Source organism: Psychroflexus montanilacus, assembly GCF_020164535.1.
GTDB lineage: Bacteria > Bacteroidota > Bacteroidia > Flavobacteriales > Flavobacteriaceae > Psychroflexus > Psychroflexus montanilacus.
Genome location: NZ_JAIQZC010000001.1, coordinates 111,762 through 132,146, shown reverse-complemented (window position 1 = coordinate 132,146; position 20,385 = coordinate 111,762). Strand labels below are relative to the sequence as shown.

The window sequence follows — 20,385 nt, the reverse complement described above, 5'->3', positions numbered from 1 at the left end:
TATTTTTTTAAATCAACAACTTGGAAGACAACTTTTTCCTTCAGATAAGTATTATTATGCTTCACTTATCATAGTTGGCATGTGGTTAATTTATATTTATTTTGCTGGAAAATATTTTGAATATGATAGCGAAGGAAGTTTAGTTTCTTTTTTAAACAGAGGTGCCATTCTTTCTGAATTTATTAATTACAGAACTAAAATCCACGAGATAAAAAAAGACAATATTCATAAGTATAAAATATACAACTTTTTGTTTTATAGGAGATTAGTGTTATTCTATTCAACAAAGAATTCAATAAGAGATGTTTATATTAACATCAGTATGTTGAGTCCTAGAAAAACTCGATTTTTAAAATTATCTCTCGATAAAATAATTGCAAAAAACCAATCCAAACTATGAGTGACGATTTAGACCTAACTCCAGATTCTGAAGCTGAATACGATCCAACTGCCAAGGACGAATCTATAAAAGTTACAGGCATGTTTCAGGAGTGGTTTCTGGATTACGCCTCTTATGTCATCTTAGAAAGAGCTGTACCTGCTATTGAGGACGGTTTTAAACCTGTTCACCGTCGTATTCTGCATTCAATGAAGGACCTGGATGATGGACGTTATACCAAAGTAGCCAATATCGTTGGTCATACCATGCAATATCACCCTCATGGCGATGCCAGTATAGGTGATGCAATTGTACAGCTTGGCCAAAAAGACATTTTAATAGATACGCAGGGAAACTGGGGAAATATTTTAACTGGAGATAGTGCAGCAGCTTCCAGATACATAGAAGCACGCTTATCAAAATTTGCCCTGGATGTGGTTTTTAATCCAAAAACTACAGAATGGCAAATTTCTTATGATGGCAGGAAACAAGAGCCTGTTAATCTTCCAGTGAAATTTCCTATGATCCTGGCTCAGGGCGCAGAAGGTATTGCAGTAGGATTGAGTACCAAAATTCTTCCTCATAACTTTATTGAATTAATCGACGCATCCATCAAACATTTGGAAGGCAAACGATTCAGTATTTTTCCAGATTTTGCTACAGGTGGGGTTGTAGATGTATCCAATTACAACGATGGTCTCAGAGGAGGAAAACTAAGAGTAAGAGCCAATATTGAAATTCGGGATAAGAATTTGTTGGTCATCAATGAGATTCCATATTCTACAAATACGTCAACGCTAATAGATTCTATCTTAAAAGCGAATGATAAGGGTAAAATCAAAATAAAGAAAATTGAAGACAACACTTCCTCAGAAGTTGAGATTTTGATTCATCTGCCCAACAATATTTCACCAGATAAAACAATTGATGCTTTATTTGCCTTCACCAATTGCGAAGTATCCATTTCACCTTTAAGTTGTGTCATTATAGATGATAAGCCACATTTTCTAGGGGTTTCAGAACTTTTGAGACGAAGTACAGAAAATACAGTTCGTTTGCTCAAAACCGAACTGGAGATAAAACTCGGCGAACTTGAAGAACAATGGCATTTTGCTTCTCTAGAGAAGATTTTTATAGAAAAACGAATCTATCGTGATATTGAAGAAGAAGAAACCTGGGAAGGTGTTATTGAAGCGATTAATCTGGGTCTTCAACCTCACATTAAGCACTTAAAACGTGACATTACCCGAGATGATATCACTAGACTGACTGAAATTAAAATTAAAAGAATTTCAAAATTTGATCTTGACAAAGCTGAGCAGAAGATTGAAGCCCTGGAAGGAGAAATTGAAAGTGTAAAACACGATTTAGATCATTTGATTGAGTACTCCATCAATTACTTCAAAAATCTAAAAAGTAAATACGGTGAAGGTAAAGAGCGCAAAACTAAAATTCAATTATTTGAAGACATAGAAGCCACTAAAGTTGTTATTAGGAATACAAAACTATACGTGAATAGGAGTGAAGGCTTTGTTGGAACATCTATGAAAAAAGAGGAATACGTCACCGATTGTAGCGACATAGATGATATCATCTGTTTTACTGAAGACGGTACGATGATGGTGACTAAGGTTGAAAGCAAAACCTTTATAGGCAAGAACATTATTTATGTAGGGATCTTTAAAAAGAAAGATAAACGAACCATTTATAATTTGATTTACAGAGATGGCAAGTCGGGTTATAATTATATGAAACGATTTGCTGTAACCTCAATAACCAGAGATCGTGCTTATAGCGTTGGTCAAGATAAGCCTGGAACTAAAGTTTTATATTTTTCTTGTAATCCGAACGGTGAAGCAGAACTAGTTACTGTGTTTTTAAGGCAGAAAAAAGGCTTAAAACGTCTCAAATTTGATGTCGATTTTTCCGATTTGGCGATAAAAGGCAGAAACGTTAAAGGTAATTTGGTGACTAAAATGCCTATCAAAAGCATTGAAATGAAGGAAGAAGGTGTTTCTACTCTTAAGCCACGTAAGATTTGGTTTGATGAAACGGTAAGACGCCTCAATGTTGATGAGCGAGGTGAGCTTCTAGGTGCCTTTAAAGGCGAAGACAGACTTTTAATTATTCGTCAAAATGGAATCGTGAAAACCATTATTCCAGAACTTTCTACCCATTTTGAAAATGACGTTATCGTTATAGAAAAATGGAACCCCAAAAAGCCAATTTCAGCGGTATATTGGGAAGGTGAAAAAGAACGATATTACGTCAAACGTTTTTTGATCGATCAGCCTGAGAAGGAAGAATTAATCATTACAGAGCATCCCAACTCTCAACTGGAAGTTGTGTCTACAGATTATATTCCTCGCATTGAGATTGAATATAAAAAAGCAAGAGGTAAAGACAGAAAGGAAAACGAATTGGTAAATCTTGAAGAATTTATAGCTATAAAAGGAATCAAGGCGCAAGGTAATCAGTTAACATCAGAAAACGTTAAGCAGATAGACATGATTGATCCTATGCCTTATGAAGAAGAATCTATTGAGGATGATGAAGATGAATCCAAAGACGATGTAAAGCCTGGTAATAAACAATCTTCATTGTTTGATTAATCTACTTTAGTCACACGTCCTTTTTGCTTTTCATTTTTACCAACGATGCTGTACTCAAAGGTGTATGAGTTTCCAGAAGTTGATAATATTTTCATGTGAATTGGCTGTTTTTCAGCCCTGTTTTTCGGGTTTATAGATTTGAGCACATACTCACAATCATTGATCCAGCGAATGGAAGCTGTATCTTTTTTGTTCTTATAAATCTCAACTTCAATGGAATCGTTTCTAATAAAAGTTGTTTTGACTAAATCTCCATCTAAATAGGCTTCAAACTCAAATTTACCAGTTTTAAAGTCTTTGCATTCTCTTTTAGGGTTGTAACAAGAAGCTAAAGTCAATATAGCAAGAATAAAAATATAGCGCATTTAATTTTTTTCTGCAAAATTAACTAAATCTGGCGTATGATTTAGGTTTTAGGAGGATTTTGGTAAGATTCAAAACTACCGTCACTATAGAAAATTATTACTTTCCTGATCTCCTTTTGATCAGATGAGATCTGTTTATGCTTAATGCTGTCAAATGAGGTACTTTCAGAATAGGGTTTCTGTTCTTCTCGAGTTTCTTCTATTTGCTCCTCAGTTAATTCTATTTCCTTTTGAGAAGAAGCTGGAAAGCTTCCTTTTCCATTTAAGAGCCAATAGAGTTCTACTTCTTCAAAAGTGGAGACTACTTTCATCACAAAATCTAAACTTGGTTTATTTCTGCCTGATAAAATGTGAGAAATAGATGCTCTTCCTACATCTATTTTATCTGCAAAAGAAGAAGCAGACAATTCGTAATAATCAAAGATTATTTTAAGCCGTTTTGAAAAGTCATCACTGTTTACCATTGTAAATTAATAATTAATGTCAAATATAAATATACTTACAAATGTAAACATTTTGGATTGATTACTTCAATATTGTTTTAAAACAAACCTCAATATATTAAACCATGAGTTTAGATATGAATATTTAAATATCTGTATTTCAATATTTAATAATATAAAATAGTAGGTTTAGGAATTTTTCCGCCTTAAACTTTTTGAATCAGGAAATAAGCGCTTCATCCTGTATACAAATGTAAATAAAACTGGATTTACATTTGTATACAATTGTATATTTATAAAATTATACTTTTGTAAACATGAAAATACAACGACCTAATTATAATAAGTTATTTGACGACTATTCAGCGTTTAAACAGTCAGCACTTCAGGGAAGGTATTTGAAAGAAGTGGATTTGCTGGAGGTGTTCAAGACGATGTCACACAAGTTGAAAATCAAGAATGAAGGCCATTCTGAAAGTGGAAGAATAATTTCTTCTTTTCGTGTGGGACATGGATCTCGAAAAATACTAATCTGGTCACAAATGCATGGAAACGAAACGACCACCACAAAGTCAGTTTTGGATCTGCTGAATTTTTTTGTAGTTTATTCTGACTTTGCCAAGACTATTTTTGATGAATGTAGTATTGTCATTATTCCAGTGCTCAATCCAGATGGAGCAGTGAATTATACGCGTGTAAATTCCAATGCAGTAGATTTGAATCGGGATGCTTATCTCAAAACACAATCAGAAAGTAAGATTTTACAAAGTATTTATGCTGATTTTAAGCCCGATGTGTGTTTTAATATGCACGATCAGCGGACAATTTTTAGTGCTGGGAGTAAAAATAAGCCTGCAACTGTTTCATTTCTTTCACCTTCTTATAATGAAAACAGAGATGTCAATGACGTTAGAAGGCAGTCGATGAGTTTAATTACTTCTGCAAATGAACTGCTTCAGGGTTTTATTCCAGGACAAGTCGGAAGGTATGATGATGGATTTAACATCAATTGCATTGGTGATTATTTTCAGAAAAACGGAACACCTACTATTTTATTTGAAGCGGGTCATTTTCAAAATGACTATGAACGTGAACAAACCCGTAAATACATTTTCATCGCGATGCTTAATATGATCGTAGATGTAGCTACAAAAGCAGAGTTGAGTCCAGAAAAAAGGTATTTTGAAATTCCAGAGAACCAAAAACTCTTTTATGATATAATTTTACGAAATGTAAATCTAAAGGGAGAAGATTTTGATATAGCGATACAGTTTAAAGAAACCTTAAGCAATAGCCGGATTGAATTTGTGCCAGTAATTGAAAAAATTGATAAACTAAATTCATACTTTGGTCATCGCGAAATTGATGCCGAGCATCAGATTCTTGAATTTGAAAAGCCTACTGAATTAAGAGTAGGAGAAGTTTTAGCAACATTTAAAGTCAACAATAACGTTTTCGTTATATAATTAATAAACATTTTGATTAATCTTTCTTTTTTAATCATAATTATTAATTATTTTTGCGTTTTATTTAATATAATAAGATTTATCACATGAAAGGAAAACTTAAACTTGACGAGACTGATCACCAGATTCTCAATATGCTCATTGACAATACTAGAACCCCATTTACGGATATCGCCAAGAAGCTTGATATTTCAGCAGGTACCGTTCATGTTCGTGTCAAAAAAATGGAAGAAAGTGGGATCATAATTGGTTCATCTCTCACTTTAAACTACAAAAAATTGGGTTATACATTTATAGCCTATGTAGGTATTTTTCTTGAAAAAACTTCGCAAACACAATTTGTTCTCAATAGGATAGAAGAAATTCCAAATATTACTGTTGCTCACGTTACGACTGGCAAATTCAATTTATTTTGCAAAATAAGGGCTAAAAATACTGAACACGCTAAAAATATAATTTTCCTTATAGATGATATCGATGGTGTGAGTAGAACAGAAACAATGATTTCGATGGAAGAAAGTCTTAACGATAAGACACGGTTGATGAAGTCGATTTTCGAAAACATGTAAAATCTCTGCTTTTGCAAAGTCAAAAAGGCTAGATATTCATCTAGCCTTTTTTTATTCGTTCATAGTGTGATATACATTTTGCACATCATCGTCTTCTTCAATTTTTTCTAAGAGTTTTTCCACATCTTCTTTTTGCTCTTCCGTGAGTGTTTTAGTTACCTGAGGTATTCTGTCAAACCCGGAAGATTCAATTGCAATCTGGCGTTCCTCTAGGAATTTTTGAATATCTCCAAAATTTTGGAATGGAGCATAAATCATAATTCCATCTTCATCTTCAAAAACTTCTTCTGCTCCAAAATCTATCATCTCAAGTTCCAGTTCTTCAACATCAATTCCTTCGGAAGCAATCCTGAAATTACAGGTATGATCAAACATAAATTCAACAGACCCTGAAGTTCCCAGGTTTCCATCGCATTTGTTGAAATAAGACCTGATGTTGGCAACAGTCCTATTGGTATTATCTGTAGCCGTCTCTACAAGTATAGCAATACCATGTGGAGCGTAACCTTCGTATAAAACCGTTTTGTAATCGCCAAGACTTTTGTCGGAGGCTCTTTTAATGGCTCTCTCTACATTATCTTTAGGCATGTTGGCAGCCTTCGCATTTTGAATGACGGCTCTCAGTTTTGCATTTGTTTCTGGATCTGGACCGCCTTCTTTTACTGCCATCACAATGTCCTTTCCAAGCCTTGTAAAGGTTTTGGCCATCGCGGACCAACGCTTCATCTTTCTTGCTTTTCTAAATTCAAATGCTCTTCCCATACCTAATATTATTCAGCGAAAGCTTCCATTTTACGATTATACTCTCTTATTTCAGCCTTATTCACCGGATTTTCAGATTTTTTGATCAGGTTGACCAAATACAGTAAACTTTCAGACCCTGTTATAATTTCAGAAGATTCAGGTTCTATTTCTTCACCAGTTTCTTCGTCTACAATAGGCTCGTCCTGTGGAATTGGTATAGCAAAAACTTCGTTCTCTTCCACGTGTTCAGAAACCAATCTTAATGTTTTTGCTACAACAGGGAGGTTTTCTTCTACTGCAAATGGTCTTAGTTCTTTTACCATCTCTACAACTTCGTCGGTTACAATTTGGTTGGACTCAAGTGTTTTAACAATAGAATCTATGAGTTTTAATGCTTTTTTATTTTCCAAGGGTTGTTAGTTTTAAGTTGTTATGCAAAAATAATTTTTAGTTTATATATATAGGTAGTTGTTTCTACTATTTTTAAAAATATACTCGAATTTACTGATTCACAGAAGCTTTCAAAGCCTAGATTTTGACTTATAATTTGCTAAAATATTTCAATAAACCCTTTAATCTGCGTATTTTTGCCAATCTTAAAATTATAAATCACATTTCAACTCAAGGAAGTATATGCTTGAAAACACTGCAGAAAAGAGCCTCTACGATTATCAAGAAAAAGATTTAAAAAAGATATTTGATAAGATTGAGAATTCTCCAGATAATTTTAATCTCTTATATCAACTTCCAACCGGGGGTGGGAAAACAGTTGTTTTTTCTGAAATTGTAAGACGATACATAGAAAAGACTGGTAAAAAAGTCATCGTGCTCACACACAGAATTGAACTTTGCAAGCAAACTTCTGATATGCTTGAAGGCTTCGGCGTTCAAAATAAAATCATCAATTCTAAAGTAAAAGAACTTCCAGATGACAATGATTATATGTGTTTTGTGGCAATGGTGGAGACCTTAAACAATAGGTTGAATGAAGAAAAGCTGAATATGAAAAATATTGGCTTGGCTATTATTGATGAAGCACATTATAATTCATTTACCAAGCTTTTTGGATATCTGGATAAAGCTTTTATATTAGGAGTTACTGCTACGCCTCTAAGTTCTAACATTAAGTTGCCAATGCATAGGAATTATGAGGAGCTTATTGTTGGCAATTCAATATCATCACTTATTGAAAAAGGATTTTTGGCAGAAGCCAAAATGTTTAGTTATGATGTAGGTCTTGGAACTCTACAGGTTGGTATAACAGGAGATTACACTGTCAAATCTTCAGAAGATCTTTACACTAATCTGGATATGCAGGAAAAGCTTATTCAGGCTTACGAAGAGAAATGCAAAGGCAAGAAAACCTTGATTTTCAATAATGGTATCAATACATCCTGGTATGTTTATCAAACCTTTAAAGATGCGGGGTATGATATCAAACACTTGGATAATACCCACAATAAGAAAGAGAGAAAAGCAATTCTGAAATGGTTTAGAGAAAAACCAGATGCAATCTTGACTTCCGTGAGTATTCTTACCACTGGCTTTGATGAACCTACGGTAGAAAACATAATTTTGAATCGTGCGACAAAATCTTTGACTTTATATTTTCAAATGATAGGTAGAGGGTCGCGTAAACTTCCAAACAAAGATACTTTTAATGTTATTGATTTAGGTAATAACATTGCCAGATTTGGCCCCTGGGATGCGCCTGTAGATTGGCAGCTTATTTTTGAAAATCCAGATTACTTCCTCGACAACATGGTTTCTGATGAAGAAATTGAACTTAACTTCAAATATGAAATGCCTGATGAAGTAAGAGAAATGTTCAAAAATTCTGAAGACATCGAGTTCGACATTAGGAGGAGGTATAATGAAACTGTCAACAATGGGGATAAATCTAAACTTGTGCTTGAAGAATCCATAGCTCAGCATGCTAAAATGTGTGCAGAAAATTCTGAAGATGTTTTTGATGCAAGGATTCTGGCAAGAGAGCTAAAAGATGACATTAAAGACAGAATCAAAAGATATTCTAACTGTATCATCAACAATACTAAAAATTACAGAGATTGGCTTTACGAAGATTACGTAAGGAAGCTGAGGGTAAAAATTAATGAACATTTTATGGAATAATCCATTACTAACTAAGGGCTATTAAAAGATAGCCCTTAGTTTTTTCAAAACAATTCTTATATGTCCAACAAAATTAAAAGAAGCGATGAAAAGGAATCTATCTTCGGATTAAAACTCAACGGAAGAGTTTTTTTTACTTCTGCTTTTTTAATTTTTGTTTCGATTGCGCTTACTTTAATTTATAGTGAATCTGCTTCAGAATTTTTTAGCTCAACGCAAGAACTGGTGTCAAAACAAGGAGGTTGGTTTTACATTTTGGGAGTCAATTTCTTTCTGATATTTATGTTGTACCTAGCCTTTAGCAAGTATGGAAACTTGAGAATAGGAGGTAAGGATGCTAAGCCAGAATTTAAAAAACTATCTTGGTTTTCAATGCTCTTCAGTGCAGGAATGGGGATAGGATTGCTATATTTCAGTATTTCAGAACCTTTGTCACATTTTTCAAATCCACCTTTCACTGAAGGCGGGACTGCAGAAGCAGCAAGAGAAGCTATGCAGTTTACATATTTACATTGGGGGCTTCACATATGGGGGGTATATGCACTTGTAGGCCTTTCACTTGCTTATTTTACTTATACGCGTGGATTACCTTTGACGTTGAGATCTGTGTTTTATCCATTTTTGGGAGAAAAAATTCATGGAATTTGGGGGGATATCATCGATATTTTTGCTGTATTAGCCACACTGTTTGGTCTGGCAACATCTCTAGGTTATGGAGTAAAACAAATATCGGCTGGATTAAATTATGTTTTTGAATTTCCAGATGATCTCACGAGTCAGGTTTCCATCATTGCTGGAATTACACTTATTGCAACAATCTCAGTTGTTTCTGGAATTCACAGAGGAGTTAAATTTTTGAGTGAATGGAACATCAGAATAGCTGCTATTTTGCTTTTACTCATTTTGATTCTTGGTCCAACCATGTTTATTTTCAGATCTTATGTTCAAAATTTGGGTGCTTACATTGATGGTTTTTTTGAAATATCCACCTGGACTGAAAGTTATTCTGATGATAATTGGCAGATGCCATGGACAATCACTTATTGGGGATGGTGGATCGCCTGGTCTCCTTTTGTAGGTATGTTCATAGCCAGAATTTCTAAAGGTCGACAAATTCGCGAATTTATTTTAAGCGTTTTATTTCTGCCAACGCTTGTTATTTTTTTCTGGATGACTGCTTTTGGTGGCACAGCCATTCATGATGCGCTTTTAGGGGAAGCCACGGTGATTGATGCCGTCAACACCAACGTAGATATTTCTCTTTTCGTTTTCTTTGAAAAATATCCTTTTACCATAGTTCTTAATTTGGTAGCAATTGCACTTGTCACTAGCTTCTTTGTTACATCATCAGACTCTGGGTCTCTAGTGATTGATAGTTTGACAAGCGGTGGCAAAATAGATGCTCCAAAAGGTCAGCGTGTCTTCTGGGCTATTACTGAAGGAGCTATTGCAGCAGTATTGCTTATCGGTGGAGGACTTGAAGCCTTACAAACGGCTTCCATTGTTTCTGCATTGCCTTTTACCGTTATACTATTCATTATGTGTTATTCCTTGCATCTAGGCTTGAAAGAAGATTTTAAAAAGCAAAAAATAAAAGCTAAGGAACAAGAAGACGAAAAGTATGAGACTCGATTGAAACGGATGCTGGATAAAAGAGAAGATCAAACGTCTTGATAATATTATAAAGCACCAAAAATCAATGCTCCGTAGATAGCAAATCTTACAAATCTTAGGAGACCAAAAAGTAAATAGCTTCCAAATGGAAATTTTATAATACCGGCTGAAATACTGGCAATGGCAAAAGGCAAAGGAAGCAAAGCCCCAGCTAAGATTAAAATTCCACCCCATTTCCTCATGTTTTTAATATGCTTTGCCATTTTTACCTCCAAATACACGAATACTGAAGGAATACTGGCAATACCTCTTCCCACAAAATAGGAGATAATTCCACCTAAATAAGATAAAAAAGAAAGAATAAATAAAAAAAACCAGGGAGAAGAAGCTTTCCCACACCATGCTATAAAAATTTCAGGGGGGATAAGTCCCAGGATTGATTCTGATGCGAAAAATATGGCAAAAACTGCAATCGGTGGAAAATTCTCAGTGATATAAATCAACATTGTATTTACATCGATAACAAAAAAGTGAATACCCAGTAAAACGGCAATAAAAATAAGAATAGGCGGAGCCGCCTTGATCAAACTTCTACCCAAAAAACTATAGAATCCTGTATAAGTATAGTATTGGTGAAGTAATCTCAAATGAGATTTACGATTGGGATTTTTCTTTTTCTTACTCATAATAGGCTACAAAAATAAGGGTAAACCCTTATTAGACCATATCTTTAACCAAACAAATGAATTAAGTATTTGTTAAATTATTAAACTTCGTCGACTGTTGGTACTCCTTTAATTCGTTGTGCATTCAAAGCACAGGCAATAATAAACACAAACAAACTCAGCATAATTGTTTCAATATTCCATCCACCATCAATCATCCATCCTACAATTAGTGGGCCAAGAGCTGTACTTACAACCATGAACATGGTAAAAAGACTTCGGATAGCTCCTAATTTTTCAATCCCATACACTTCAGCCAAAATAGATGACTTTATGGTACCAGACATACCTACTGTAATCCCCATCATCAAAAGAAACGAGAGTGCTCCAAAAATGCTATCTATAAACGCAAATGCTAAAAGCCCAAGACTTATTGGGATAAGGTAAAACCTAAACATCTTTTTAGCTGTAAATTTATCTACCCAAAGACCACCAGCAAGAGAGAAAACCAATCGAGTAATGGCATATCCTGTAAAAAAAGCAGCGTACAATTGTGGTGACCATCCTTTTTGAGCTACAAATACGTATTGATAAAAAATAACTGCAGTAACTGTAAAACTTATTGCAAAACTAGTTGGCATCAAAATCAAAAAACGTTTATCATTGATGATGCTTCCAAAGTCTTTGACTAAGCTCAAAGAGGAAGGTTTTCCTCTGCTTAATTGTTCATTGAAATGCTCCAAGTCTGTAAAATGAAGCCTTATCAGATAGAGAAGGAGCATTACACCAGAGCCAATCATAGCCCATCGCCAGTCGAACCAGCCTATGATGAATGTAAGAATTAAAGGTAAGACAATCTCCCCGCTGGAAAATCCTAGTGTCGAAAAGCTTAAGGCTTTGCCTCTATTCTTGTCATAAAATTTGGAAAGAATAGTCATGCTTATGTGACTCAGCATCCCTTGTCCAGTAAGTCTTAACCCCACAAGACTTATAAAGACAAAAGCTAAGTGATAAGATACTCCCATCAGAATTGATGAAAAGGCCAAGCATACGATGGTAAAAGTTGTCACTTTTTTGACTGAAATATGATCTACTGTATGGCCAACGCTTAACATGATGAAAGATGCCAAAACCGTGCAAACTGCATAAATAGCGCCGAAGGTACCTTCTGTGATATCAAATTCTGATGAAATTTCTGTTACGTATAACGAAATGAGATAAGTTTGACCAAAACTGGACAAAAAGGTAAGCATCCAACCAAAACTTAATTTTCTAAAGTTACCGATGATGAAGTTGATAAAATCCCTCATTGATCTTTAGAAGATTCTAAAGATGGAGCAATCGACTTGATATCTTTACCTGAAGGATACTCGAAGCATTCTAAATCAAAATAAGGAATGGCAGCTAGTAGATGATCAAAAATATTGGCCATGACCCGCTCATAATTAGCCCAAACTTTGTCTTTTGAAAAAGCATATAACTCCAGTGGTATACCTTCAGCCGTTGGTGCAAGCTGCCTAGTCATCATCATCATTTCTTTGTTTATATCTGGGTGTTGCTCAAGATAATAGTCGACATACACTCTGAAAGCTCCAAAGTTAGTTTGGTTTCTGCCATTGATTTGAACTGACTTATCAACTTGATTTGAAGTATTGTAATCATTCACTTCCTGCTGCTTACTTTGAATATAATTGGTAATAAGCTTTATTTTTTTCAACTCTTCGATATCGTCTTCAGAAAGAAATTTAATGCTATTAGCTTTTATAAGAATGGAACGTTTTATACGTCTTCCTCCAGAAATACTCATTCCACGCCAGTTTTTAAAGGAATCCGAAATCAAATAATAGGTAGGAATAGTTGTTATAGTATTATCAAAGTTTCTCACTTTTACAGATGCCAAATTAATTTCAAACACATCACCATCGGCTCCATATTTTTCCATAGTAATCCAGTCTCCTAATCTTACAGTATCATTAACGGTGACCTGTATACTAGCTACAAACCCTAAGATGGTGTCTTTAAAAATCAAAAGCAATACCGCTGAAAATGCTCCAAGAGCTGTAAGGAATTTAATAAGTGGCTTTCCAGTAAGAGCTGAAAAAACGATGATAATTCCGACAACCCACACAATGATCATGAATACTTGTATATAACTTTCTATCGGTTTATCTTTAAAAGAATTGAAGGTGCGAAGAAAGTCCTTAACAGTCATTAGAATAGACTTCAGAATCCATATCACCACAAAGATGATAACAACTTCGAAGACTTTTTCTAAATAAATTTCAAACTCAGAAAAATCTATTAGTGCCAGGGGAATAAACTCATAGAGCACGAAGAGGACTACGAGATTGGAAACATAGACAAAAACCTTGTTCTTAACCAAATAATCATCAAAATGGGTTTTAGTTTTTTGGGATACGCTATGCAAAACACTTTCAGCAAAATACCTCAATATTTTAAAAGCAATAAAACCTAAGATGAGTAATACAGCAATATTAATCAACGCATTAAGATAAATAGCTGTAGTTTCACCTACATAATCGTTGGTTCGCAATAAATTATAAAAAAATCTAGCAAGCGAAGATTTATCCATGGTCAAAATTTTTGCAAATTTACATATTATCTAGCATCTTTAAGGCTTTAGATGATTCTATTAAAACCTATGAAGCAAAATTTAATCGTATTTTATATAGTAGCTGGAATTCTTCTTTTCGCGGGCATGGTCTATTACATTTCAAAGCCTGATTATGAATATTCAGATGAAATCAAAGTAGTTAAAACCTGGGAATTGCCTTTTGTTTTACGAGAAGTCTCTGGTATAAGTCATGTAGATGATTCCAGAATAGCCTGTGTTCAGGATGAAGATGGAATCATCTTTATTTATGATTTGAACCAAGAAAAAATTGTTAAGGAAATAGAGTTTGGTCCAAGAGGTGACTATGAATCGATTCGGGTCCTTGATTCAGTAGCTTATGTCATGGAGAGCAATGGCAAGGTTTTTAAAATTATTGATTTTGAATCTGAAGAAAGAAAGATTGAATCTTATAAAACTGAATTTTCTTCATTTAACGACATGGAAAGCTTAGACTATCACGAAAAACTGCAGAAATTCCTCACTATACCCAAAGAAAACAATCTCCTTGACAACAGAGAGGATTTTATCATTTACAAACTTAATCCAAAGAATTTCAGAATAGAAAATGAACTGTTTAGTTCTATGAGTTATACCGATTCTATATTTGAAGTAAAAAAAACTGGATTTGTAAAGAGTGATTTTTTGGCTTCTGAATTAACGATTCATCCAGAAACAAATGAAATATTTATTTTGGATTCCAGGATTCCCAAATTATTAATTTTAAATCCTGACGGATCTCCAAAAATACTCCACAAGCTAAACCCTAAGTATTTTCAGCAACCAGAGGGTTTATCTTTTGATTCTGAAGGAAGAATGTATATTTCAAATGAAGAAAGTGATTTTCTGAAGCAAAACATACAACTAGTAGAATGGAAGTAAACTAGTTTTTCTTTTTGCCAAACAACCGACCGAAAAAACCCTTTTTCTCTTCTTTCTCTTGATCTTTTTTCTCAAATTCCTTTTCGACTTCATCTTTGGAGAATAAACGTTTGAAGAATCCGTCTCTTTTTTGGTCTTTACACTCCAACATATTTTGCTGTTGAGCTGTCAGACTCGGAAATCTCGCTCTAGTGATAGCATTAAACTCATTATCTCTGGACATGTCTTGGTACATTTTTCCAAAAATTGGTAGTGCTGTATTTGCACCTTGTCCAAGTCGAGTAGATCTAAAACCGATGCTCTGATTGTTATTACCTACCCAGGTGATATTTACCAGTTTTGGGGTAACTGCCGCAAACCAACCATCCTTATTGTCTTGAGTAGTTCCTGTTTTACCTGCTATATCCTGTGATAATCCGTAGGTAGATCTCAATCTCTTTGCCGTACCTTCATTAACGACGTTTTCCAGCATAGCTAGTATGAGTCTATTTTGCTCAGGATTCAAATCTGATATTTGAGTTGATTCTGTATCAAATTCAGCAATAGTTTCACCAGTTTTTGAAGTAATTTTAGTTACAAAATAGATAGTAGGAACTTTCCCCTGATTTGCAAAACTGGCATACACCCTGGCCAGTTCTTTCATATTCATTTCTGCAGCTCCAAGGGCAAGAGATGGCTGCTCAGGTAGTTTAGAAACAATACCCATACTTTCTCCAAGGCTTATTGTATTTGCAATCCCTGCCTGCTCAAGTACCTTTACGCTTACGGTATTGATAGAATTTGTAAGGGCATATTTCAAAGAATAGTTAAGGTAAGGATCCTCTTCATTATCATTGTTAGCGTTTTTTGGGTTCCAACCTTCTGCATTGGTGTAAGTAATATTTTTTGCTGAGATATAGTCGCAGGGTTCAAGTCCTTGATTTAACGCACTAGCATATACAATAGGTTTAAATGTAGAACCTACTTGGCGTTTTGCTTTTTTTATGATATCAAATTTTGACAGCCTGTAATCTGCACCACCTACATATGCCAAAATCTGACCTGTAACTGGATCTACACTTAAACTTGCTGCATTGATTTGCTTCAAGTTATGACTTAAGCTATCCAGGATAGACATCTGTAAAACAGTAGTTTTGCCATTTTTAATAACTTCGATGGGTCTGGTTTTTTGTAAACTATCCTGAATTTGATCTGAAGATAATTTCTTTGATTTCCAGTTTTTAAAACTACCCGTCTTTTCCGCTAGTTTTTGAAGTAAGCTTTCATCTTTCCATGGTGCATTTTTACCGTATTCAGCCTCAAATAATGGTTGCAGGTAGGCTATCTGATTTTTTACAGATTTTTCCAAAAGTTTCTGTTGACCCAAATCTAAAGTGGTGTGAATCTGTAAACCATCCTCTTCAATGCTATATCTAGAACCATCTGATTTTTTATATTCACTTAAAATGTTTTCAGTTTCAGATTTCACTAAATCAATAAAAAACTGTCGTTGGTAAGTATTATTTTCTGAAATCTTTAGTTCAATAGGCTCAGTCATCGCTTTGTTTGCTTCAGCAGATGAAATATAATCGTACTTCTGCATTTGGGAAATTACCACATCTCGTCTCAGCTGACTTCGCTCAGGAAATAATCTTGGATTATAGGAATGATTTGCCTTCAAGGTTCCCACTAAAGTAGCCGACTCTTTTAAATTCAATTCTGAAGTTGTCTTGCTAAAAAACAACTGCGCTGCACTCTCTATCCCATAAGTATTTCCGCTGAAAGGAACGGTATTAAGGTACAATTCTATGATATCTTCTTTAGAATAAATATCTTCAATTCGTTTAGCAATGATGCTTTCCTTGAGCTTATTTACGGGTAAACTTAAAAACCCATAGGATTTTCTTCCGAAGACATTTTTGGCCAACTGCTGTGTAATGGTACTTCCCCCTCCAGAAGACTTATCACCAGATAAAATCGTTTTGAAAAATACCCTGAGCAAACTGTAGTTGTCCACACCGTCATGCTCATAAAACCTTGCATCTTCTGTTGCGACCAAGGCATTCACAAGATGTTTCGGAATTTCAGAATAGGTTATGGATTGGCGATTGTATTTATAGAGTTTATCTATAACTTTCCCCTTACGGTCAAGTATTTCTGTAGCTTCAGACTGCTGAATATTTATTAAATCACTTTTAGTTTGAACTTTTCCCCAAAGACCTATATAGATGCTTCCAAAAAACAGAAGGAAGATCATGATAACACCAGATAAGCCCAATAAAAATAATTTAAAGTACTTGTTTAGCTTTAGTTTTTTGGTCTTCGATTTAGACATATGCAGAAATTTAAATCAAAAGTAGTTTTAAATCTATAATTGATGACGTTAAAACTATTTAAAATGAGAATTGACTTAGGTACTAGACCGTAACTTTAAATCGAATAAAAAATTATAATCAAAATGAAAAATAAAGTAGCATATATTACGGGAGGTAGTAAAGGAATAGGCTTTGGAATTGCAGATGCACTGATGAAGCAGGGCGTGAATGTAGCCATCACCAGCCGGTCTCAATCTTCTGCAAATGAGGCAGTTGAATTACTAAAAAGTTCCAATCCTGAAACTAAAGCCATTGGAATTGAAGCCGATGTAAGACAAATGGCTTCTCAACAAAATGCAGTCGATAAAATTTTAAAAGAGTTTGGTCAGTTAGATTACGTTATTGCTAATGCTGGACTTGGTCACTATCACAGTATTGAAGACCTCACCGAAGACCAGTGGAGAGAAACTATAGATACCAATCTTACTGGTGTATTCTTTTCCATTAAAGCTAGCGTTGATGCTTTGAAGAAAAGCAAGGGTTACTTTATAACTATATCCAGTCTCGCTGGAACCAATTTCTTTGCTAAAGGTTCTGCTTACAATGCGAGTAAATTTGGATTAACAGGGTTTACCCAGGCGGTGATGCTAGACTTAAGGGATCATGGTGTAAATGTTTCTACGATTATGCCAGGTTCTGTCGCCACCCATTTCAATGGAAATACACCTGATGAAAGTGACGCCTGGAAGATTCAGCCAGAAGACATAGGTGAACTCGTGGTCGATTTATTCAAAATGAATCCAAGAACTCTACCAAGTAAAGTAGAAGTGAGACCCTCTCAGCCTTCTAAGAAATAGGCCATACTATTCAAATATAAAGTAGATAATAAATAGGTAAGTTTTGATAGGCTATGAGTTTTAAAAGGTAGGAAAAATAGCAAAGGTTTAGTTTTCAAATTTGGATAGTATTAATGAAATTTGAAATTAATCTTTAAGTAATCTCTAATTTTTTACTTTCTAAAGTCTATCCTTACAGAATCATAAAAATTAAAAAAGCCATTCAATTTTGAATGGCTTTTTTGTTGAATAAAAGTAAAGGGATTACCCTAAATACTTTTTAAGCATCTTATTCTTGGATTGATGTTTCAAACGTCTAATGCCTTTTTCTCTAATTTGTCTCACACGTTCACGACTTAAATCGAAAGTGTCTCCGATCTCCTGAAGTGTCATGGCTGGCTGATTGCCGATTCCATAATTTAAACGAATAACATCGGCTTCACGCTGAGATAAAGTTTCCAAGGCTCTATTGATCTCGATACTCAGCGAATCTCTCATCAACTGATCGTCTGGAGTAGGGGATTCTGCTGAACTCAATACATCGTACAGGTTGGAATCGTTTTCGCCTTCTTTGAAGGGAGCATCCATGGATAAATGGCGTCCAGAGTTTTTGAGAGCCACTTTTACCTGAGATTCACTCATGTCCAGTTCCTTAGCAATTTCAATAGCAGAAGGTGGACGTTCGTTCACTTGCTCTAGGTGTGAAAAAGTCTTATTGATCTTATTGATGACTCCAATTTTATTCAAAGGAAGTCTGACTACACGAGATTGTTCGGCTAGAGCTTGCAAGATGGATTGTCTTATCCACCATACCGCATAAGATATAAATTTGAAACCACGGGTTTCATCAAATCGTTTGGCAGCTTTTACAAGACCAACATTTCCTTCATTGATTAAATCAGGGAGTTTTAGCCCTTGATTTTGATATTGTTTTGCAACTGAGACGACAAACCTTAAATTGGCATTAGTTAATTTTTCCAAAGCCACTTGATCGCCCTCTCTGATACGCTGAGCTAACTCCACCTCCTCTTCAGCAGTAATTAAGTCTACTTTACTAATATCCTGTAGATATTTGTCTAAAGACTTAGATTCACGATTGGTGACTTGTTTGGTAATTTTAAGCTGTCTCATATATAATTTTTATATAATAGTTAATAACTGAAATCTTGCTATAATACGACTTTAAACTCAGAAAGTCAAGTATTGTTGCCTTATAAAGTCATCAATTCCAGTATTTTATTATATAATTAAGAATAGAGAAGATATAAGCCAAAAACAAAGGTCAAAGTCCATTGAAACGTTCGTATCCAATTCCCAGAAGTTAGTTTTTTAGCTGAGGGTTTAATTTCTTGATTTGCTTCAATTTTTTGATGTAAAGGCACAAAATAACTGAATGTGCCTACCCATGTTGAAAGTACGAGTAAGGAATAAGTTAAGTTTGGTATTGAATATTCAAAAAGTAATAAATAGATAGCTATTCCCATTTGAACAAACATCATGGGTGCCACAACTACAGTAATTCTCGGTGTGTAGTATTTATGCCATTTTAAAAGATTCTCATCACTGTAAAAAGAATAGCCTGGATAAACGATAAGCTGCACCATCCATATTAATACTACCAATCCAAAATCTATGACTATTCTGATAGAATGAATATGCTCTAAAATTGGATTCATTTTTCAGAAAGTTTCCAGTTGTAATCTTGATGAACTCTTTTTAAAATAAGGAAAAAAGGGATCCACCAAATGAAATCATTAGTGATTAAAGTGTAAAAGAATTCAAATGGAACTTTGCCTTCGTAGTAATTAAACACAAAACCCAATGGTCCAAATATCTTTCCTAAAAATCCTACGGCAACAATAGGCCAATGCCTTAACGGATCAAAAGAAGCCCACCAATAGCCCAATCCGTAAACACCTATGACCATTCCCATTCCCTGCCAAATCATAGGTTGGGAGGGAAGCTCCATGCCTACAAGTTCAAAAAAATGGTTGGGGAAAATAACTACCCAGGCTCCCCAGAGTATATTGTAAACTGCTGCAAGTTGTAATGTTAATTTCATGCTGGCAAAAATACTCAAGCTGTCATAAACAAGTTTAAATATTTTATAAATTGTTTGAACAAAAAACGCTCAACGTAAAGGTTGAGCGTTTCAATCAGTAAAAGATGCTGAGACTATCTCTCCCATTTAAATTCAGAAAACATGTCGTCTACCTCTGTTTCTGCGATATGATTGATGTAGTTACTCATGGTTTTCATTCCTACCCCCGTAAGAACTCCTGCAATATGCTCATCTGTATACCCTGCATCTTTTAAAGTTTCCATAGTATCTTTTGATGGATACCCTCTTTCTTTGGCTACAGAGATGGCGAATTTTGAAAGAGCATCCAGCTTTGTATCTGGTAATTCTTTTTGTGCTCTTAAGGCTTCCAGGACTTCCGGAGAAACATTACTTTGGTTTTTAGCAATAAAACTATGCGCAGCTACACAATAGCTGCAGCCGTTGTAGGCAGCAACCGATAAAAGAATCACTTCCTGTTCTTGTGGGGTAAAACCTGAATTAGTTCTAAAGGTTTCATCAGCTTTGGTGTATGCATTAAGTAAAGATGGGTTATTAGCCATCATTTTGAACATAATAGGAACGGCTCCCATCTTTGATTTTGTGGCTTCCAAAATTCCTTTAGCAGGTTCTTTAGCATCGTTTATTTCTATAGGTCTCATATGAATATGTTTGTATTTATACTTTTAGTC

The 20,385-nt window shown here is 34.7% G+C and carries 19 protein-coding genes; 7 read left to right on the top strand and 12 right to left on the bottom strand.

All coding sequences use genetic code 11. The annotated features are described in order from the left end of the window. Positions 1-396: 396 nt before the first annotated feature. Positions 397-2,991, top strand: a complete 2,595-nt coding sequence (locus tag LB454_RS00630) for a DNA gyrase/topoisomerase IV subunit A (RefSeq protein WP_224462375.1) — start codon at positions 397-399, stop codon at positions 2,989-2,991. Here the strand turns inward: LB454_RS00630 and LB454_RS00625 are convergent. Together LB454_RS00625 and LB454_RS00620 are read right to left on the bottom strand one after the other, a co-directional pair. Beyond that, entirely contained in the window at positions 2,988-3,356 is a 369-nt protein-coding gene (locus LB454_RS00625) for a DNA topoisomerase IV (protein ID WP_224462374.1), read from the bottom strand. The two genes, LB454_RS00630 and LB454_RS00625, sit on opposite strands and share 4 nt — an antisense overlap. A 41-nt stretch (positions 3,357-3,397) precedes the next feature. Beyond that, entirely contained in the window at positions 3,398-3,820 is a 423-nt protein-coding gene (locus LB454_RS00620) for a helix-turn-helix transcriptional regulator (protein ID WP_224462373.1), read from the bottom strand. 296 nt (positions 3,821-4,116) lie between these two features. Between LB454_RS00620 and LB454_RS00615 the strand changes: the two genes are divergently transcribed. Both LB454_RS00615 and LB454_RS00610 read left to right on the top strand, forming a co-directional pair. Further along, a complete protein-coding gene (locus LB454_RS00615; RefSeq protein WP_224462372.1) occupies positions 4,117-5,265 on the top strand; it encodes a M14 family zinc carboxypeptidase in 1,149 nt (382 codons plus the stop codon). Between the two features lie 86 nt (positions 5,266-5,351). After that, positions 5,352-5,834, top strand: coding sequence for an Lrp/AsnC family transcriptional regulator (locus tag LB454_RS00610; protein WP_093368261.1), 483 nt, complete (start codon positions 5,352-5,354; stop codon positions 5,832-5,834). Positions 5,835-5,885: 51 nt separating this feature from the next. On the opposite strand, the gene LB454_RS00605 is transcribed toward LB454_RS00610, so the two are convergent. Beyond that, entirely contained in the window at positions 5,886-6,596 is a 711-nt protein-coding gene (locus tag LB454_RS00605) for a YebC/PmpR family DNA-binding transcriptional regulator (RefSeq protein ID WP_224462371.1), read from the bottom strand. An 8-nt stretch (positions 6,597-6,604) separates the two neighbouring features. Next, positions 6,605-6,988, bottom strand: coding sequence for a hypothetical protein (locus tag LB454_RS00600; protein WP_224462370.1), 384 nt, complete (start codon positions 6,986-6,988; stop codon positions 6,605-6,607). Positions 6,989-7,211: 223 nt separating this feature from the next. Between LB454_RS00600 and LB454_RS00595 the strand changes: the two genes are divergently transcribed. Beyond that, positions 7,212-8,711: a DEAD/DEAH box helicase gene (locus LB454_RS00595; RefSeq protein WP_224462369.1), complete on the top strand. Its 1,500-nt coding sequence runs from the start codon at positions 7,212-7,214 to the stop codon at positions 8,709-8,711. Between the two features lie 60 nt (positions 8,712-8,771). Beyond that, complete coding sequence (locus LB454_RS00590) at positions 8,772-10,385, top strand: BCCT family transporter (RefSeq protein ID WP_224462368.1); 1,614 nt, start codon at positions 8,772-8,774, stop codon at positions 10,383-10,385. 5 nt (positions 10,386-10,390) lie between these two features. Here LB454_RS00590 and LB454_RS00585 read toward each other — a convergent pair whose 3' ends face one another. From LB454_RS00585 to LB454_RS00575, 3 genes are all read right to left on the bottom strand, one after another. Further along, positions 10,391-11,011 carry a YqaA family protein gene (locus tag LB454_RS00585; RefSeq protein WP_224462367.1) on the bottom strand — a complete coding sequence of 207 codons (621 nt, stop codon included), beginning with the start codon at positions 11,009-11,011 and terminating at the stop codon, positions 10,391-10,393. Positions 11,012-11,091: 80 nt separating this feature from the next. Further along, positions 11,092-12,300: an MFS transporter gene (locus LB454_RS00580; protein ID WP_224462366.1), complete on the bottom strand. Its 1,209-nt coding sequence runs from the start codon at positions 12,298-12,300 to the stop codon at positions 11,092-11,094. Continuing rightward, positions 12,297-13,583 (bottom strand): mechanosensitive ion channel family protein, encoded by a 1,287-nt coding sequence (locus LB454_RS00575; protein ID WP_224462365.1) that lies wholly within the window; start codon positions 13,581-13,583, stop codon positions 12,297-12,299. Before LB454_RS00575 ends, LB454_RS00580 begins: the two co-directional genes overlap by 4 nt. Positions 13,584-13,652: 69 nt before the next feature. On the opposite strand from LB454_RS00575, the gene LB454_RS00570 reads away from it, so the two are divergent. After that, positions 13,653-14,504 (top strand): SdiA-regulated superfamily protein, encoded by an 852-nt coding sequence (locus LB454_RS00570; RefSeq protein WP_224462364.1) that lies wholly within the window; start codon positions 13,653-13,655, stop codon positions 14,502-14,504. A 1-nt stretch (position 14,505) separates the two neighbouring features. Here LB454_RS00570 and LB454_RS00565 read toward each other — a convergent pair whose 3' ends face one another. Beyond that, entirely contained in the window at positions 14,506-16,818 is a 2,313-nt protein-coding gene (locus LB454_RS00565) for a transglycosylase domain-containing protein (RefSeq protein WP_224462363.1), read from the bottom strand. Between the two features lie 123 nt (positions 16,819-16,941). Here LB454_RS00565 and LB454_RS00560 point away from each other — a divergent pair, with 123 nt between their 5' ends. Next, positions 16,942-17,655, top strand: a complete 714-nt coding sequence (locus LB454_RS00560) for an SDR family oxidoreductase (protein ID WP_224462362.1) — start codon at positions 16,942-16,944, stop codon at positions 17,653-17,655. Positions 17,656-17,898: 243 nt separating this feature from the next. On the opposite strand, the gene LB454_RS00555 is transcribed toward LB454_RS00560, so the two are convergent. The 4 genes from LB454_RS00555 to LB454_RS00540 form a co-directional block, all read right to left on the bottom strand. Continuing rightward, positions 17,899-18,765, bottom strand: a complete 867-nt coding sequence (locus tag LB454_RS00555) for a sigma-70 family RNA polymerase sigma factor (protein ID WP_224462361.1) — start codon at positions 18,763-18,765, stop codon at positions 17,899-17,901. A gap of 116 nt (positions 18,766-18,881) precedes the next feature. Next, a complete protein-coding gene (locus LB454_RS00550; RefSeq protein WP_224462360.1) occupies positions 18,882-19,310 on the bottom strand; it encodes a hypothetical protein in 429 nt (142 codons plus the stop codon). Further along, complete coding sequence (locus LB454_RS00545; RefSeq protein ID WP_224462359.1) at positions 19,307-19,696, bottom strand: alkyl hydroperoxide reductase; 390 nt, start codon at positions 19,694-19,696, stop codon at positions 19,307-19,309. The genes LB454_RS00550 and LB454_RS00545 overlap by 4 nt, the downstream gene beginning before the upstream one ends. Before the next feature lie 113 nt (positions 19,697-19,809). Next, entirely contained in the window at positions 19,810-20,355 is a 546-nt protein-coding gene (locus LB454_RS00540) for a carboxymuconolactone decarboxylase family protein (protein ID WP_224462358.1), read from the bottom strand. Positions 20,356-20,385: the final 30 nt, after the last annotated feature.